We start from the raw sequence: 19,923 nt of genomic DNA, 5'->3' as shown, positions 1-19,923 counted from the left end.
AATTTCCCATTCCGAATAAATTTAAAACAGTTAATCTTCAAACAAAAAAGCAGAAAACTGCTATTCTTTATCTCTCGGTAGGTTTTCTGCTTTTTCGTCATCACAAAATATTTTTTTAAAATTCACTGGTAAAATGGAACTTTATTTTCGGAAAATCTGTCTGTGCCATTTGCAATACATAATTGGAATCTGCAAGAAATACATCCCGGTCTTCTTTATCTTTTGCCATAAACTGATATTTCCGTTTTTTGAAATTCTCCAAAGCCTCGGCATCATCACTCTCTATCCAGCAAGCTTTATAAAGGCTGATAGGTTCCCATTTACATTGCGCTCCATATTCATGCAGCAAACGATATTGAATCACTTCAAACTGCAATTGTCCTACCGTCCCGATAATTTTCCGCCCGTTAAACTGATTGACAAATAACTGAGCAACACCCTCATCCATCAATTGGTCTATTCCTTTATTCAGCTGTTTTGTTTTCATCGGGTCAGTATTTTCTATATACTTGAACATTTCAGGAGAGAAACTCGGCAATCCTCTAAAATGCAACTCCTCTCCTGCCGTTAAAGTATCTCCGATTTTAAAGTTACCGGTATCCGGCAACCCGACAATATCCCCGGGATAAGCCTCATCGACCGTAGATTTCCGTTGTGCCATAAAAGCTGTCGGACTGGAGAACTTCATAAATTTACCATTTCTCACATGTTTATAGTTTGCATTCCGTTCAAATTTTCCAGAACAGACTTTCACAAAGGCAATACAACTCCGGTGGTTGGGGTCCATATTTGCATGTATCTTAAAAACAAACCCCGAAAAATTAGCCTCTTCAGGGCAAACGACACGTTCTACAGCTTGTACCGGTCTGGGAGATGGCGCTATTTTCACAAAACAATCCAACAGTTCTTTTACTCCGAAATTGTTTAGTGCCGATCCAAAGAATACGGGTGCTATATTACCTTTTAAATAATCGGAAACATCAAATTCAGGATATACTCCTTCTATCAGTTCCAAATCAGCTCTAAGTTTGGAGGCATCTTCTGAACCGATATATTTTTCCAACTCAGGATTATTAATATCTTTAAATTCTACCGATTCGGTGACTACCTGCTTACTCGGAGTGTAAAGATTCAATCCTTCCTCATATATATTATACACTCCTTTAAACCGCTGCCCCATATTGATAGGCCAGCTTAACGGACGCACACCTATTTTAAGTTCCGACTCCAGCTCGTCAAGCAAATCGAAAGGATCTTGTCCTTCCCTATCCAATTTATTTACAAACACAATTACAGGAGTATTACGCATGCGACACACTTCCATCAGTTTACGAGTCTGCATCTCAACTCCTTTTGCAGCGTCTACAACAATAATCACACTATCCACAGCTGTCAATGTGCGATAAGTATCTTCTGCAAAGTCTTGATGACCGGGGGTATCCAAAATGTTTATTTTATAATCTCCGTAATTAAACCCCATCACCGAGGTCGCAACCGAAATTCCTCTCTGCTTTTCTATCTCCATCCAGTCTGAAGTCGCCGTTTTCTTGATCTTATTCGATTTCACAGCACCGGCCACATGAATCGCCCCCCCAAATAACAGCAGTTTCTCGGTCAATGTAGTTTTCCCGGCATCCGGATGACTGATAATAGCAAATGTTCTTCTTTTTTGTATCTCTTCGGTTATCGTAGCCACTTTACAATAATTATTTCATTAATAAATTAATACACTTTACAAGACTGTTTTCCCAATATGGTATGGAAACCGAATATGTCTCTTTTATTTTTTTCTTATTCATCACGCTATAAAAAGGTCGCGTCGCTTTTGCCGGATATTCGCTTCCTTCTATCGGTAGCACTTCGCAAGTCCTAATTCCGGCAATACGGTGTATTGCTTTAGTAAAATCATACCAGCTACACACTCCTTCATTCGAAAAGTTATAGATACCGGGAATAAACGTCTTATTATCGATAATAATCATTATCGCCTTTGCCAAATCTCCTGCATAAGTAGGTGTACCGATTTGGTCAAATACGACACTTAATTTCTCCCGCTCTTTTCCAAGTCGAATCATCGTTTTCACAAAATTATTGCCGTAAGCCGAATATAGCCAAGAGGTCCGCAATACAACGGCATCGGAACAATTATCGAACAATAACCGCTCGCCTTCAAGCTTCGTAACTCCATATACCGAGCATGGCGCTGTTTCGTCACCCTCCGAATACGGTTTATAATGGACTCCGCTATATACATAGTCTGTAGAAATATGAATGACTTTAGCTCGATTCATTGTAGCTGCTTTTGCAAGATTCGCTACAGCCAAAGCATTAATCTTTCGACAAGTATCCTCATTATCCTCTGCTTTATCGACCGCAGTATAAGCTGCACAATTGACAATAACCTCGATACCGTGACCTGCAACATACTTCATTACGGCTTCCAAATCGGTAATATCCATATCTTGTATATCCGTAAACAGAAAAGTATTTTTTTTATCTTCTTCCGCCAGACAGCGCATTTCATTACCCAACTGACCGTTAGCACCGGTTACTAAAATTTTTGCCATGCGATGTTTTTTTTTAAAATTTTATAATTCCAGATCTCCGGCTTTTTCTTGTTTATATTTTTCAGACAATAATGCTAAAAAAGTCGATATTTGTTTCATTGCAGCCTGTGTCTGTTCAGAAATCTCCTTTTTCTGTAACCGAAGCATTAAGATTCCATAAAGCGCATTAAAACAAGTCTCTATTTCACCAACCGGTTCGTCTCCTGTTTTTGCCCTCAACTCAACAATATAAGGGAGCGTTTTGAAAAATGTCGCCCCATAAAACGGTTCTTTCGGTGACTTCAATAAAGCCAGATGCAAATCGGTAAGATCGATAATAACATTTTTATTCAACTGAAGATGTCCGCTTTCCACCACACCTTCACGTCTCATCATATCGATAAGGCTCTCATACCACTCCCGAATTTCTTTCTTTTTATCATCCGGAACATTATATTTCGAGACAATCTGTTCATCGATAGTATCGATATCCAGCTTATATGCCCGGATAATATCTTCGATCTGCCACATATAGAGCAAATACTCAGCGATATTTTCTTTCCTTTTTTGGCTGGCTATAATCATATTTCAAAATTTATCCGGAGAACAAATAAACAATTTATTTTTAACAATTTCAGAATATACATTCAAAAATCGCATAAAACTCTTTATCATTCACCCCTAAATGACGACAAGCTAAACGGGCAGCATTGATATCGCCCAAAAATTCTTCATCAAATAATGTTACAGGTACTCGTCCATAACGGGTTTCCAACTCGATATTATCGTCTGTTCTTACAATAGGATGCGGTAAATAGGGAACGGCTGTTATATCCTCTCTGACCGTATCTGCCAAATCCTGAAGTAAAGGAATATTCTGATTATATATAAATTTCCCGTCCCGCTCGATCGAAGCGACCATGCCCCTCCAGAAATCGACATAAGATTCGAAAGTCGAATGCGTTTTCGTCGGATGCCACAACAAATCGGACATGATCAATATATGCGGTTTATATTGCTGGTGAGCCAATGGCTTCTCTTCAAGAAAAGCATCTCCCTCCAATAATGAAATCCGCGCATCATAGCTCAGAGAAATCTGTTTCTCCTGACCCGGAATCTCATTCAACGCAACGTAATCGCAACGCATGTTTTGCTTACGCAAGGCTTTCAGAACCATACTCATAATTCTGTTCGGATGCCGAGGATTACAAAAAACCAAACGTATCTTATCTTTTGCCATTCTCAACACAAGTTCCGGAACAGAAAGGATCAATAACCCGGATTCCTTTGCACGAATAAGTTCCGGATGATCAGAAACCGACTGCAACGGAGAAACGACAAAGTCGATCTTTTCCTTAAAAGGATCGTTTATCGGCTGTAAGTCTGCCAACAGAATATCTTTCTCCCTCAAAATATCAGCTTCAGCTCCCATAATATCCGCTCCGGAACAACTGACACTATATCCTTTTTCACGTAAAGCGACAGCTAAACGGAACATATATGTGTCTCCAAGGGATATAATATGAACTTTTTTCATGTACTCCTCTCTACTTATAAATTATTTTATCCTAAAGAAATATACAGACAGATTGAAACAATTGTTCGACAATCTTTAAGATTTATGGATATTTCTCAGAATGATCCCCAAAAATTGAGTGCAAATTTAATACAATAGAACGAAGCTACACAGAATTGAAGCAATTTTTTTTCTATATCCAAACTATCTTCGACAGCTGCCGATAATTATAAAAATTAAGCATGATAATTCCAAATCAAACCTTTTCGTTCCGGATATTTATGAGATAAATAAACCTCTTTTAATTCAGAGAAAATAAGCGTATCAGCATTAGCGACCCATCTTCGAAACAGGGTATTGGGTTTGTAAATCGCAATAGACTGCAACAATGCACTCAAATCGAAATTATCAGATACGATACCCGCTCCTGCACGCAAAGCGTCAAAAGCATTGCATTCCTGTTCTATATGTGCAGGTACCATTAACACAGGTTTCTGCAAATAAAGTGCTTCGCATACCGATTCAAATCCGGCTGTGGTAGAATAAGCTTTGCAACCTGCCATTTGTTTCAGAAAAGACTTGTCATTAATTCGAAACAGAGAAAATGTAGAAGATATGTCCAGCCTTTCGGCTGCATCTTTTTTATCCCAGAAAAAATGCAATGTCTCTTCAGGATTATGTTCATGCCATTTGCTTATTTCGGAAAGATAGCCACTATTCAACATATAACCCAATATATAATCGCCTTTAACAGGCTCTAAACGGGTGACTTCGGAACGTAACAACGGAGGGACGACAACAATGTGACGAGAAATATCATCTCCCATGGGATAAAAAGACAAAGCCAACCTTCGATCAGCTCCCATACTAGTAAGCCGAGTGAAAAATTTCAAAAAGAAAAGTTCGACAGGAGACTTTTTCGGGAAACGGAATTTTCGATGTAGAAACATATATTGGTGTCCGATACAAACCATTGGAATCGAAGGAGGCATAAATAAATAAGTCAATCCGGTCAACAACTCATAAAAATTAAGCACGATGTCCGGCTCATATAGTTTTATCTGTTTCCGAATAAAATTCATATTCGAAATAAAAACAGGTAACTTCAACAAATTATAAAATACGCTTTTCCATAGCCCGGGACGCTTATTTTGCGCTGCCGGTAAAAAATTAGGACTCTCGAATTGAATAACCGGTGCTGTTGCCTGATTTAGGAAATAATCGGGTAACTGTCTTGCAGAGCTTTTCCCGACCAAAAAAGCCGCAATTTCATCTCCCCTCATCCGTATTCGCTCCTGCATTACCAGCGCCTGAGTAAAATGCCCCCGACCTTCACCTTGTACAACAAACAGATACTTCATATATTTTTAGACTATAACCCATAAAACAAAAACAAATAACGAACAATTTATCAAGCGGTTCTTTCGGACACTTCATTTTCAAATAAACACTCTTCATAATGATATATCTCCCACGTACCATCTACATGCTCGATCAAAGCGCTAAGAGACTCTACCCAGTCACCTGAATTGAGATAATGAATATTTCCATACCATGTATTTGCCGGCTGATGAATATGTCCGCAAATAATTCCGTCGAAATGACGGGCTGCTGCAAGTGCTGTCAGTTCCTTTTCGAAATCTGAAATATAAGATACGGCAGATTTTACCTTGTGTTTGACAGACTGTGAAAAAGAGTAATAAGGTTTTCCCTGTTTCCGTCGATAATTATTCAATATCCTATTTATCCACAAGAGAGCTGAATAGCCATAATCTCCAAGTTTAGCCAGCCAGACCAAATGTGTACTGATATTATCGAAAACATCTCCATGCGTTACATAATAACGTTTTCCGTGAGATATATGTACATAATCCTTTACCAATGAAACGGATGGAAGCGACAAAGGCAGTATCTTATCTAAAAAGTCATCATGATTTCCACGAACATAAATAACTTTCGTTCCGTGTTTTTCCATCATTTTCATAATAACTTTTATAAGTTCCGTATAAGAACGTTTCCAGCGTCCGAAGGGATTTCGCTGCAACTTCCACCCATCCAGAATATCTCCATTCAAAATAAGCTTATCACAATCGATATTTTTCAGGAAAGAAGTCAACTCTTTCACTTTTGAATGCTCTGACCCGATATGTACATCCGACAGAATCACCGTAGAGACTTTTGTTCTTGCCATAGAATAATTTTAATTTTCGTTTAACAAAAGAACAACCGTTATATTTCCTGCATATTACAAGAATGTTTGTTTTCTGTTTCAGAAGATTACACCTTGCTTTCAAATCATAAATTATGTAAAACCACACTATTTTATTCAATAAATAATATCGGGAACAATCTTACTTCTTTTAATTTTGTTATTAATATATCATACATTTATAAAATCAGATATATTATGGAATACAGACAACTGCAACATTCAGAGCTTACTTTATCGGCTATCGCTTTCGGCGCATGGGCTGCAGGGGGTTGGATGTGGGGACAAACAGACCGGCATGAAGCAATCAAGGCCATGCGTGCGGCATACGCTGAAGGTATGACCTCCTTTGATACCGCCCCGATATACGGACAAGGAGAAAGTGAAGAGATTGTCGGAGAAGCATTACAAGATATTCCCCGCGACAAAGTGCAAATACTGACAAAATTCGGGTTACGTTGGGACTTGAATAAAGGAAATTTCTATGTCCACAGCCAAAATAATCAGGGGAAAGATATCGATATCTATAAATATGCCGGAAAAGAGAGTATTATACAGGAATGTGAAAATAGCCTGAAACGATTAAAAACCGACTATATAGATCTCTATCAAATACATTGGGCCGATATAACGACCCCTATATCGGAAACATTCGAAGCAGTAGCCCGCCTTATCGAACAAGGGAAAATCCGATATGCCGGAGTATGCAACTACACACCTGAACAGATTGAGGAAGCTGATAAGGCAGTAAATATAATATCTGACCAAATTCCTTTCAGCATGGTAAATCGAGGAAGTGAAGACAAAATCATTCCATTCTGCATCCGAAATGAAAAATCGGTAATTGCTTATAGTCCTATGGAACGAGGATTATTGACAGGAAAAATGACACCGGGACAAAACTTTAAAAAAGGAGACCACCGAAAAACCAATCCGTATTTCACAGATGACAGTATTATCAGAACCAACGCTTTTTTAGCGAAAATAAAACCGATTGCCGATGAAAAAGGCATTACCCTTTCTCAACTTGTACTACGCTGGACAATCGATCACCCGGGCATTACCATTGCTTTAGCCGGAGCTCGTAACAAAGAACAGGCAATCTCCAATGCCCGAGCCGCCGACGTGCATTTATCAAATGACGAAATTTTATTCATAAATAAACAATTAGAATTTCTTTAAAAACACTTCACAATGAAAAATCTATTATTATCTATCACGGTTTGCGGAATCATAGCTTGCGGATGCGCTCAAGCTAAAGAACTAAAAACAATACAACTGAATGACCCGGACACGCAACGAGGAGATGCCGTAATGACAGCACTAAAAAACAGAAAATCTACCCGGGAGTTCTCTACAAAAGAGCTAAGTCTTAAAGATCTTTCAGATCTTTGCTGGGCGGCAAACGGTATCAACCGCCCTGAATCGGGGAAAAGAACGGCTCCATCGGCAATGAACAAACAAGATATAAAAGTATATGTTTGTACAGCAGACGGAAGCTACTTATATAATCCCCAAAAGAATACACTCGAACCCGTCAGCTCCGGAGATGTAAGACCTTTAAAAGCACCGGTATGTCTCATTTTAGTATCTGATACAAGCAGCGACTGGGGAGCAATGGATGCCGGAATAGTATCTCAAAATATATCGCTATTTTGTGCAGGAACAGGTATGGCAACCGTTCCACGCGGAAGTATGGATAAAGCAGCATTAAAAAAGGCATTGAAACTTACGGGAGATCAGACTCCTTTTTTAAATCATCCGGTAGGTTATTTTAAATAAATAATCATTTCATAAAAATCGGTGTAGTCTATTTCAACATATGATATTCTGGGCTGCACCGATTTTTATATTCAAGCACAATTCCCCAACCGCTGAAAAAAGTTTCGTCTACCTCACAAATTTCAGCAACAACTCCGTATTAAGCCGTTTTTTAATTGCCATTTAAGTAAAACTTAAGTAACCGATAAAGCCTCCCCGCTTATTTTTGCGCTATAACTTAAATATATAAAAACATGAGACGACTTATTACTAAAAGAAAGACCTTCAGTCTAATGATCATTATGGCAATATGTGCCATAACGACAAAAACTTCTGCCGCAGAAGAGATAAAGAATTATAAAGGAACTCCGTTTAAAAAACTCGAAATACCAGGAACTATAGAAGCAGAAGATTATGACAACGGAGGTTCTGACATTGCCTACAAATTTAAAAACGGGAAAGACGGAAATAACAAACAATACAGGGAAGATAAAGGCGTATCTCTAAACAAAAACGGACAAAAAACATTTATCGGACATACAAGTTCGGGAGACTGGACTAACTATACCGTGAATGTCATGCAAGACGGTGTTTATACAATCGAGACATTCTGCGTATCGGGAAGCGGAAACGGAAGATTCTTTTTCGAATTGGATGGAGAACCCGTATGTAAACTTCAAAATGCTCCGGACGATAACTGGAATAATCTTTCCTGTTCCGTAAAAACAGACGGGATACGTATAAAGAAAGGGAAACATATTCTCAAATGGTACACTTACGGCGGCATGAATATTGACAAATTTACGTTTACTCGTACAGGAGATTTGATCGGGAATAATACAAAACCGGGAGGATTTGACTATAAATACCCGATAATAACCCGACAAGAGCGAAATCCGTTATTTGTCAATTTGCCTTCACAGATGCATAATAGCCCGTTCGTAGGAAATCTCTACACAGCCGACCCGTCTGCTCATGTATGGAAAATCAACGGAAAAGAACGGTTATATGTATATGCTTCACATGATATGGAACCATCTCAAGGATGTGATCACATGGACCGTTATCATATATTCTCTACCGATGATCTGAAAACATGGACCGATCATGGTGAAATATTGAACTCCGATGACGTAAAAAAACAAACCGGAATAGGTATCGATGGTTTTATGTGGGCGCCCGATTGTGCTTACAACCCCAAAGACAAAACATATTATTTTTACTTTCCTCATAAAATACAGAAAAAAGAGAACGGAACAGGGCAAGATATCTGGCGTATCTTTGTAGCGACCAGTAAAGACCCGGCAGCCGATTTCAAAGTCAAAGGATTTATAGAAGGTATTCCCTCAACCATTGACCCGTGCGTGTTTGTCGATGATGACGGCCAACCATATATATATACCAGCGGTGCCGGAAAAGGCGGATGGGGCTGCAAATTGAAAAAAGACGACTGGAGCAAACTCGACGGAGAAATGAAACCTATGAGCGGATTTGTCGATTTTCACGAAGCGCCATGGGTATTTAAATATAAAGGGAAATACTATATGACCCATTCAGACAACCATCGCTCGAATCTGGGCGGCAACCAACTTGTATATGCCATGTCGGATAATCCTTTAGGTCCGTGGAAACATTGTGGAGTTTACATGCATCCTCACGGAGAAGAAACTGCACACGGTTCTATCGTACAATTTAAAGGTAAATGGTATGCATTCTATCATACAGCGAATTATTCGGGAACAGGAAGCTTACGGTCGGTCTGCTTCGATGCGATCGATTTCAATCCGGACGGGACACTGCAAGTAGTCCGAAATTGGGGTACTCCCAAAGGTGGAAAATCTCCCGAAATATCTTTAACTAAAACAACTAAAATCGAAGCTGAAGACTTCAATAACGGCGGTTCACACTATGCTTATTATAAAAGGCCGGCAGAAGGAGACATCAAAATCGAAACAAAAAACGGCGCAACATTTTTAAGCCACATGAAAAGAAAAGAGTGGGTACGTTACTCTATCGATGTAAAAGAAACAGGACGATACGCTATAACCTGTATGGTATCACAAAATCGAAGCGGTGGAAGTTTTCAACTCGCAATCGACGGAACTTTTGTCCGTGCCGATAAAATAAAAGTAAACTCCGCAACCGATAAATGGGAAACAATAGAAATATTAAATATCGAACTGCAACCGGGAGAACATTATATCGAATGGCGTTCCCAGGATGGAGATTTGAACTTGGACTGGATAAGTATAGCTGCATCCGTCAATAAAGTACCGGGTATTATCGAAGCGGAAGACTATGATGATAACGGCTACAAGTTCAAGAGCGGACAAATGGGCAGTCATAAAAAATACCGCCGAGATCAAGGTGTAGCTATCAGCGCAAGTAAAAATATTATCCATATCAGCAATACATCAAACGGAGACTGGCTCAACTATTCGTTTGATGCCGAAGCCGGGACATACGATATAAAGGTATATGCCGCCACTCCTAAAAACGGACGTTTTTCTTTATCTTTTGATAATGGTAACCAAAAATCAAAAGAATTTCATGTCGAAACCGGAGAATGGCAAAAATATGAACCGTTTGTAATGGAAGATGTGAAACTAACGCAAGGTAAACATGTCATGACCTTAAATATTGCAAATGCAGTAAATATAGACCGTATCGAATTCGTAAAGAAATAACGGCCAAGAGTCTGTTTAAACTTTACTCGAATTAGTTTTAAATGAAATCTACATGAACATACAGTTTCCCTCTCGAGAGGGAAACTGTTCCAATACCGCCACATCGTTATAAACCCGAAGAAGACACAAAAGTGACTTAATAATATTCTCCAATAAAAAACTCTCACGAACTTAAATAAATTAAAAAGTGTAAAAATCATCACAAGAGCGGTTTTTACACTTTTTATAGTTGATTTTTTTTTACACAATTTCCATATCAATTCTTATTTTTTTTGATTATATTTGCTAAATAGTTGTATAATAAGTACCCGATATTCACTATTCAAGCATAGATATACATAAATTATATAATAAAATCTGCCATGAAAGGAATCGTACTGCTTATTACGGTAGGATTTGCAACATCTCTATTCGCTCAAACTCCTATCATCAAACTCAGCCATAACAAATGCCGATGGGGTGACAGGCTTTTAAAATGGCAAGTAGAATATAAAGATCCGGGAAATTCAGGTGAAAATATTCTCTGGGATTACAGTAGTCTAAAAATAGTGGACGACAATTACAAAATCAGATACCGGGAAAATGAAACCGATACAGCCGGTTATGTAGAGAACGCCCATAATACCTCTTATTATTACAGGATTACACGCGATTCCCTGTTTCTCGACAAATATGTAAACGGTACGACCCGCATGATTTACACTTTACCGGAATTGAAATTGACCTATCCGTTTAATTATAAAGACAGTATCAATTCTCCACTCGCAGCAAAAGGTAATTATTGCGGAAAGTTACCATTGCATATCTCGGGAAATTCAGAAACGACAGCTGATGCTTTCGGAAAACTAATAACTCCGGAAGGAGATACATTATCTGTTTTACGGTTACATAATAAAACGATTTTACAACAAACCGATACCAACAAATATTCTATACAAAAACAAACTTATACATGGTTTGCCAGAGGGTATCGGTATCCTGTATTCGAAACAATACAAACTCAAATCATACACCCTTCCCGCAAAAACATATATTACTCATCTTTCTATTTTCCTCCGGAAGAAAATGCAAATATGAATCCAGACCCGATAAATGAAAAAGAATTACAAGAAATGGCCTTTGAAAAAGCACTGGCAGATAGCATAGCGGCATCAAAAGAAAAAGATCCCGAATATAACGAATGGGTCGAAAATATCAGACTTTATCCTCAACCGGTCAAAGATTTCTTAAAAATCGAATATCATTTAAAAAAAGAAACTCCGGTTCAGGTATATTTATATGATTCAGGATTCAGACTAATAAAAATAATATCACAAGAAACATTACCCACCGGAAATCATACAAGACAAATCGATATGCAAGAATATCAACCCGGAGAATATCATATACATTTAATTTTCGGGAATTATATAGAAAAACGGACTGTTTTAAAAAGTCTCTAAAAACATATAACCTCTGTTTTATTTTAAAGTATCATGCCATGAAACGATGTATTTTAGGTGTCATTACATTTTTTCTATCCGTACAATACGGAATATCGATCGATATAGCATCCTATACATTCAATAATTACGGAGAAATTTGTCAAGGGGTATATACCATCAACGAAGATCCTTTCAACAATATCACCGAAATAGCCGTTACGGCCAACCGGCGAATGGGTATCAAAATCGACATGTGCGGTTCTACCGATTATGCCATTACACGAATAGAGATCCGAAAAGGAGATGAAGTGATTGCGACAAGTGAAATGAGCCGCACCTGTTACGCTCCGGAGATAACCGGCATCTTAGAAGCATATTACCCGTACAAAATACGGTTATATATAGATACGCAGATTGCTCCTTATCCGATAACGGCAGCAGTGCGAGCCGAAAGTTTTCGTCCGCAAGACGGAATAAACGGATATGAACAACCGGTTTACATCGAAGAGATAAAAGAGGGACTCTTCTCCTCGAAACAATACAATACCTATAATTATACCAGTACATTTCCCGGAACGAACCCTGATTGCGGAGATATTGTTTATAAAATAAATATCTCAGGCAATATTCCTATGAAAATACATCTCGAAACAGACTTTATAACCGAATCTTCTACAAGTAAAAATACATGTATCCGGGCGTACTCCGAAAATAACATTGAAAATCCGATATTTACAGAAACAAATACTTTCGACCAAGTCTTACCCCCCGGAATTTACTACATCGTTGCAGAAAGTAATGAACCGGACATTTATGACGGGTTCATAAACATTTACTTTTACGGGTATTATACTCAAAACACTCCACCTACGTATAACCCGATATACATAAGTCGCTATGACAACAAAACTATTTTATTCGATGCTTGTAACAGTGATTACAATAATAACGGACTGAAAGATGCCAAATTCAAAATCAATATAGACAGAGGTGAAGGAGTCCCAGTTTCTATAAAGACCAGCCAAGCTGTAAACATGTATATGTATAATGACACATTGAGACAATTATTTGTAAAAAAAACCAATAACCTCAAAGTTATTCTAAAAGAAGGAGATTACTATTTGATTCTGGAAAAAGACATTACCAACAAGGGAACGGTTAAGGTAGATTTCGGGTTCTCCTATCCTGACGATTACCTGTTAATTACAGAAATTTTTCACAGCATACCGTCTTCAATTGCGGCAAATAATCAAGGACAGTTTATCGAATTCTATAATCCGACGGAAAGACCGATCGAAATGAAAGACTGGAAAGTAAAGTCTGAATTCTTAAACGAAGAATTTCAGTTCCCCGATACCTTGATCATTCCCCCCAAAGGGATGCTCCTCAGTGTATACAGACAGGATAATCAGTTTCAGATAACAGATATATTTCCACAATTGAAAGAAAACGAAAAGCGTATAGTCATATACCGAAATACGTTCTTAATGACCGATAAAGTTCCGGATATCAAATTGTATGACTGGAAAGACAAGTGTGTCGACCAGATAGATATGAAGAAAGACTCCGTTTTATTCTCTCTCAACACCTCTTCCGATATCAATTCATGCCGATCTGTACAACGCTGCAACAGTTTAGTAAAAAATGGATCCAGCAAATTTTTTGCCTCATTTTTCAAAAACGGACAAGTATCGCCTCTGTCTCTTTATTTCGATCTCAATCCGTCCGATGAGAATATACCGTCGATGGACGAGAGTCCCGAGATAAATCTTCCGATAAATTACACCGGAAAAAATGCGATAACTTCCGTTATAATGACAAAAGAGAGCAAAGATCTTGAATCTATACACATTACAAGCGATAATTCCTTGACCAATATACAATATTTCGACGGGCTCGGAAGGATCATTCAAAACATAGAAAAGAACATATCCCCTTCGGGAGCGGATTTAATCTCCACCATAGAATACGACAATATGGGAAATGCGGTCAAAGAATGGGTAAAAACACCTGTCCCCTCCAATAATGGGGCTTACTTTCAGGGATTTATTTCTGTTGCTCAATCATTCCACAATGAAGAAGAACCATATACGGAAAAAATTTATGACGATACTCCATTAGGCCATTGCCATTTGATAAAGTATCCCAAAGATTTAGGCAGATACAGTGAAGATTATACCTTAAACGGGCTATGGCTTCCTGATGAAACAGTCAATAAATACGAAATAACAAATAACGGAATTAAAAAGAACGGGACTTATGATGCCAATCTTTTATTGAATAAAAACGTTTTCGATAATCTGACAGAAACTTACAATTTCACGGATAAAACGGGAAGAACCGTACTTATTCGATACCCGGATATCTTTCAGGGAAATTATGACACCTATTTCATATATGATCAGTACGGAAATCTAAGATATGTACTTCCTCCTCTTGCTGTCGAAAAAATGACCGGTACGGAATATACCCTTTCTACCGGAAACCCTCTCGATCTATATGCCTATATTTACGAATATGACCACCGAAACCGGATGATCAAGAAAAAACTGCCCGGTGCCGAACCTATATACATTATATATGACAAAGCCGACCGCCCCATATTGACTCAAGACGGTAACCAGCGCGAACGGAACGAATGGAGCTTCGTCAAATACGACAATTTATCACGTCCTCTCTTAACGGGAACTTTAACCGACAACCGGAGTGTAGCCAAACTGCGAACTGTGTATGCTGACATGTTAGTATCGGAAATATTTACAGGAAATTCCGGAGAATACGGAGGATACAGCAACGAGTGTCCGATGGGCGACCTGAACATTCTGACGATAAACTATTACGATAATTACAATTTTCTCAAGCTGACAGACTCACATAGCAACCGATTGGCTTACGATTCGCAAACTACCGGAGATAAAATCCACACCGACAGTCAAGGGTTGCTTACAGGTAGCATTGTCGCCTCTTTCGACAAATCTGTTCCCAATAAAGTCACCGTACATTATTATGACCGGAAAGGTCGTGAAATACAGACCCGGTCTAATAATCACTTAACCGGTTACGATATTACAAACACAGAATATTCTTTTACCGGAAAACCCGTAAGGATAGAAAAATCACATTCTTCCTCTATTTTAAATAACCCGGTAAAAGAGATTTATACCTATACGTATGATAATGCAGAACGACCGACCGGAATAAAACTGCAAATCGATAATCTTGCCGAAAAGCAGATAAACCGAATAACTTATGACGAACTGGGACAAGTAAAAAACAAAGAACTGACAGACAATGTCAGCATAAATTACCATTATGATATCATAAACCGAATAGATACATTGAACGCAGCTCCCTATTTTTCAGAAAAAATAGGATATCGATACAAAAACATAGCTTCCATAGCATGGACTTCTGCATCCCGCCCCGAAAAACAGAGTTACGGTTTTTCCTATAACAATAGAGGCTGGTTGACATCAGCCGGTTTTACTCCAGACTCTTTGAATTTCTACTCGACATCTTATACACATGACAGAAACGGCAATATTACGCATCTCGAACGAAAAGGCATAATCGGGAAAGAGTTATTCACGTATGATGACGGATCACAGGCTTGGGTAGATAAATACGGGTATATAAACCACCTGACTTTTACCCATAACGGGAATCAACTCAAATCGGTACAACAACCCGACAGCATATACGATATAAATATCGGAAATATGGTGGAGGAAGAAACGGAATTCTTTTATGACAACAATGGCAATCTGGTACAGGACAAAAACCGGAGTATAGATAACATCGATTATAATATTCTCAATTTGCCGAATAATATCTCTTTCAAAGAGAAAGGTCTGAACATCGGTTTCTCGTATGATGCCGTCGGTCGGAAATTAAAGGCCCGTTACGGAACTTCGGCTCACAACCTTTTTGTTCCTGTAGGAAATACGATGCCCGTTTCAGAAAACGATATGCAATATACCGACAGTACCGACTATTGCGGGAATTATCTATATGAGAACGGAGCATTAAGCAAAATATATATACCCGACGGTTATATAAAAGTCGGTAAAGGAAACGGTAGCGAGCCTGAATATACTTTTTACCAGTATATTCACGACCATCAGGGGAATATACGTGCCGTGCTGAACGGCAACCGGCTATGTTATAACTACGATTACTATCCCGAAGGAGCCATGCACGGGGATATCGACGGACTTGAACCGCAAACCGATGACCGTAAACGGTATAACGGGAAAGAACACGAAACCATGCACGGATTAGGTTGGTACGATTATTCTGCACGTTGGTATGATCCCCGCCTGACTGTCCGATTTACCACTCCCGACCCCAAAACCGAAGAATTTTATGATCTAAGTCCTTATATTTATTGTGGCGGAGATCCGGTAAATTATATCGATCCGGACGGGATGAAACTATTATATGCCAACGGGGTTTCAGAAAATTTCAAAACTAAATTTAGTTTAACTATCCAATTTATGAATAGAATGGGATCAAGTGGAATTATAAAAGCAATAAACGATAGACCTGAAATTATTTATATTTCCGAAAAAAAAGGACAATCAAGTTTCAACCCTAAAACTAATACAATAGAATGGGATCCTAATTTGGGAGTACTCACAAATAATAATATTATCATTTCTCCTGCAACAGTCCTTAATCACGAAGCAGATCATGCTTTACAAGAATATATTCATCCCATACAAAAAAGAGAAGATTTAAAGAGTAGTGATATAAGATATAAAAATAAAGAAGAAAAAAGAGTAATAACAGGTAGTGAACAAGAAACAGCATTAAAACATGGAGAAATAAAAAAAGGAGAAATAACTCGTACAGATCATGAAGGAATAAGATATTATACAAAATCTCCTATATCAACCAAATCCAAATTTGAAATTAACGTCATTGCTAAGCCTAAATAAAAACATCATGAAAACACTACTATTAATATCTTATTTATTAATCTCATTTTCTTGTTTTTGTCAAAAAGTGAGCCATATTGATATTTCCTATGTCGATCCTAACACTGATTTCGCTTATACAATTTCCAATACAGAGTTTGAATCAACCTTTAAAGAAGAAATCAAAACAAAAAAAATATCTGATAAAAAAGATATAGCCCAAATCATATTTGAACTTAATAATTTGAGGATCTTTAAACCCTGTACTTCTTTAGACATACGAATTAAAATGGAAATTTGGAATGATAACAAACTATTATCAGAAGTATATATTGATCGGTTTTTCGTTTTAAAAAACGGAATGACATTCAACTTATCAAAATCTCTCAAAAAAATCATATATAGAGAAATAGGTTTCCCAATCAAATAAACACAAGTTATATGAAATATTTCACACTTATCATTCTACTACTTTGCTCATCCTGTAAAAAGGAGAAAAATACATTTTATTCTTTGGATGAATATTCATTAAAAGGGACTCAATATTATGATATAAAAAAAGACAAAGGTCCATATATATTTCTCAAAAGACATAAAGACTCTCTTTATGTCTCAATATTGGGAATTGAGAAAGATAAAAGTTTTACTCGTATTTACACGAATGAAGGGAATTATTGGTATAGTGAAATGAAACGAGAAATTCCAATGTCCCAAACAGACTTGAATACACCTATTTGGAAAACACAAAAACGCTATGTATATAATGATACGATTATGACCTACGAGTATTATACGATAAATGATAGCCTGTATAAATTTCCAACATTGGAATTCGAGACTCGACATAATAAAATACTATTTAATCTATCTGATAAATTCTTACAGAAAATATCTTTTAAAGAATTAAAAAACTTATTTTTCAATTATCAAAATAAATTCAATTACATGCAATACAATGTTTTAGGTAACAATATTTCTTACAGGTACTATAACAAAATAAAAATAAATGACACATTATATATCTACGAAAAATCAGATACAAACCACTACAAAATAGGACAACTGAGAGATGTTCTAAAACTCGGAAATTTAGGAGAATTTGGTATTCAGTTTGAAGAATATAAGAGCATTTATTATGATATTGATATCGCTTTATTCAAATAACCCCACAAAACAATGAAAACCCGAAACAGCATTATCGCACTGACAGTCTTAGTTTTATCTGCATGCTCCGGATACAAGCGAGATACTTATAGAGTATATAAAACCTTCGATGAGTATGCCATGAAAGAGATCCCTTTCAGAATAACCGAAAAGAAATCGCTACCCTATGCTATGGTGAAAAGAAATGACGACACCATACGGGTACTTTTGTGCTTCGCCGATACAACCCAAAATCAATCCATTGTATATATAAACAAAGGGGAATATTGGTATAACCTAAAAAAATACCAAACCGACCCGATTCTATATTATTTTACCCTATGTGATACTATTCCAATATATACCGAAAGATATATACAAAACGACACGATTTGGGAATACAAATATAATATCAGAAACTCAATACTTGAATCAAGTTCTCTAACCAGACATACACGTAATAATGAAGTTTATATTTCCGTTCCCGACACTTTTAGGATTTCCGAATCAAACCGGCTGGATAGTATAAAAAATTTCATATCCCACTATTCGGAAAAATATCCCTATTATACTTCAAAAAAAATTCAACCCATACATTATTCGTATTATAACAAAATATTACGAAATGACACCCTTTATATCTATGAAAAACCTGCCGGAACAAATTACAGATTAGGAGAATTATTCTCTGTATATAAAATGAGTAATTTAGGTATAATAGATATGTATAGAGGAGGAAGTATCATATACGAAGCAAAAGTACCTAAAGCGGAATAAAATAAAAACAGATAAAACATTATGAAAAACTTTTTTTACTTTCTATTGGGATTACAGCTCCTGCTTACCGAATGTAACAGTTCTCAAAAACACGATATGGAAAAAGCATATTGTAATAGCAATCTGGACTCTATCTGAACCGTATTATGATATTGATATCGCTTTATTCAAATAACCCCACAAAACAATGAAAACCCGAAACACCATTATCGCACTGACAATCTTAGCTTTATCTGCATGCTCAGGATACAAGCAAGATACTTATAGAGTATATAAAACCTTCGACGAGTATGCCATGAAAGAGATCCCTTTCAGAATAACCGAAAAGAAATCGCTACCCTATGCTATGGTGAAAAGAAATGACGACACCATACGGGTACTTTTGTGCTTCGCCGATACAACCCAAAATCAATCCATTGTATATATAAACAAAGGGGAATATTGGTATAACCTAAAAAAATACCAAACCGACCCGATTCTATATTATTTTACCCTATGTGATACTATTCCAATATATACCGAAAGATATATACAAAACGACACGATTTGGGAATACGAATACGAAATCGAAAACTTCATACTTGAATCAAATTCTTTAACCAGACATACACGTAATAATGAAGTTTATATTTCCGTTCCCGACACTTTTAGAATTTCCGAATCAAACCGGCTGGATAGTATAAAAAATTTCATATCCCTCTATTCGGAAAAATATCCCTATTATACTTCAAAAAAAATTCAACCCATACATTATTCGTATTATAACAAAATATTACGAAATGACACCCTTTATATCTATGAAAAACCTGCAGGGACAAATTACAGATTGGGGAAATTACGTGCAGTATATAAAATGAGTAATTTAGGTATAATAGATATGTATAGAGGAGGAAGTATCATATACGAAGCAAAAGTACCTAAAGCGGAATAAAATAAAAACA

The 19,923-nt window shown here is 37.2% G+C and carries 15 protein-coding genes; 9 read left to right on the top strand and 6 right to left on the bottom strand.

Translation table 11 applies throughout. The features are described 5' to 3' along the window. Positions 1–115 precede the first annotated feature (115 nt). From QUE35_RS00515 to QUE35_RS00490, 6 genes are all read right to left on the bottom strand, one after another. Positions 116–1,696 (bottom strand): peptide chain release factor 3, encoded by a 1,581-nt coding sequence (locus QUE35_RS00515; protein WP_022389937.1) that lies wholly within the window; start codon positions 1,694–1,696, stop codon positions 116–118. 10 nt (positions 1,697–1,706) lie between these two features. Continuing rightward, a complete protein-coding gene (gene rfbD, locus QUE35_RS00510) occupies positions 1,707–2,567 on the bottom strand; it encodes a dTDP-4-dehydrorhamnose reductase (RefSeq protein WP_022599609.1) in 861 nt (286 codons plus the stop codon). Positions 2,568–2,588: 21 nt separating this feature from the next. Then, on the bottom strand, positions 2,589–3,131 hold the full coding sequence (locus QUE35_RS00505) for a DUF4924 family protein (RefSeq protein WP_009317165.1): 543 nt from the start codon (positions 3,129–3,131) through the stop codon (positions 2,589–2,591). 49 nt (positions 3,132–3,180) lie between these two features. Further along, a complete protein-coding gene (locus QUE35_RS00500; RefSeq protein ID WP_022599611.1) occupies positions 3,181–4,083 on the bottom strand; it encodes a hypothetical protein in 903 nt (300 codons plus the stop codon). A gap of 215 nt (positions 4,084–4,298) precedes the next feature. After that, positions 4,299–5,423, bottom strand: coding sequence for a glycosyltransferase family protein (locus QUE35_RS00495; RefSeq protein WP_022599612.1), 1,125 nt, complete (start codon positions 5,421–5,423; stop codon positions 4,299–4,301). Positions 5,424–5,473: 50 nt separating this feature from the next. Further along, the gene (locus tag QUE35_RS00490) at positions 5,474–6,253 is read right to left on the bottom strand and encodes a UDP-2,3-diacylglucosamine diphosphatase (protein ID WP_022599614.1); all 780 of its coding nucleotides are present in this window, start codon (positions 6,251–6,253) and stop codon (positions 5,474–5,476) included. Between the two features lie 216 nt (positions 6,254–6,469). Between QUE35_RS00490 and QUE35_RS00485 the strand changes: the two genes are divergently transcribed. The 9 genes from QUE35_RS00485 to QUE35_RS00445 all read left to right on the top strand — a co-directional run bounded on the left by QUE35_RS00485 (position 6,470) and on the right by QUE35_RS00445 (position 19,913). Further along, complete coding sequence (locus tag QUE35_RS00485) at positions 6,470–7,453, top strand: aldo/keto reductase (protein ID WP_022599615.1); 984 nt, start codon at positions 6,470–6,472, stop codon at positions 7,451–7,453. Positions 7,454–7,465: 12 nt separating this feature from the next. After that, positions 7,466–8,053 (top strand): SagB/ThcOx family dehydrogenase, encoded by a 588-nt coding sequence (locus QUE35_RS00480; RefSeq protein ID WP_009317170.1) that lies wholly within the window; start codon positions 7,466–7,468, stop codon positions 8,051–8,053. Positions 8,054–8,286: 233 nt separating this feature from the next. Continuing rightward, a complete protein-coding gene (locus QUE35_RS00475; RefSeq protein ID WP_122329696.1) occupies positions 8,287–10,719 on the top strand; it encodes a family 43 glycosylhydrolase in 2,433 nt (810 codons plus the stop codon). Between the two features lie 362 nt (positions 10,720–11,081). Continuing rightward, positions 11,082–12,161 (top strand): T9SS type A sorting domain-containing protein, encoded by a 1,080-nt coding sequence (locus QUE35_RS00470; protein ID WP_009317172.1) that lies wholly within the window; start codon positions 11,082–11,084, stop codon positions 12,159–12,161. 38 nt (positions 12,162–12,199) lie between these two features. Continuing rightward, positions 12,200–17,083, top strand: a complete 4,884-nt coding sequence (locus tag QUE35_RS00465; protein ID WP_022599624.1) for a DUF6443 domain-containing protein — start codon at positions 12,200–12,202, stop codon at positions 17,081–17,083. 7 nt (positions 17,084–17,090) lie between these two features. Further along, entirely contained in the window at positions 17,091–17,492 is a 402-nt protein-coding gene (locus QUE35_RS00460) for a hypothetical protein (RefSeq protein ID WP_022599626.1), read from the top strand. Positions 17,493–17,503: 11 nt separating this feature from the next. Continuing rightward, the gene (locus tag QUE35_RS00455; protein WP_147404850.1) at positions 17,504–18,226 is read left to right on the top strand and encodes a hypothetical protein; all 723 of its coding nucleotides are present in this window, start codon (positions 17,504–17,506) and stop codon (positions 18,224–18,226) included. A gap of 12 nt (positions 18,227–18,238) precedes the next feature. Continuing rightward, positions 18,239–18,982 carry a hypothetical protein gene (locus QUE35_RS00450; protein ID WP_122329695.1) on the top strand — a complete coding sequence of 248 codons (744 nt, stop codon included), beginning with the start codon at positions 18,239–18,241 and terminating at the stop codon, positions 18,980–18,982. Between the two features lie 187 nt (positions 18,983–19,169). Then, entirely contained in the window at positions 19,170–19,913 is a 744-nt protein-coding gene (locus QUE35_RS00445) for a hypothetical protein (RefSeq protein WP_122329694.1), read from the top strand. The last annotated feature ends 10 nt before the right edge of the window (positions 19,914–19,923 follow it).

It is taken from the genome of Coprobacter fastidiosus (assembly GCF_030296935.1).
GTDB classification, from domain to species: Bacteria; Bacteroidota; Bacteroidia; order Bacteroidales; family Coprobacteraceae; genus Coprobacter; species Coprobacter fastidiosus.
The sequence above is the reverse complement of the archived record's forward strand: the minus strand, read 5'-3'. Positions and strand labels throughout refer to the sequence as shown.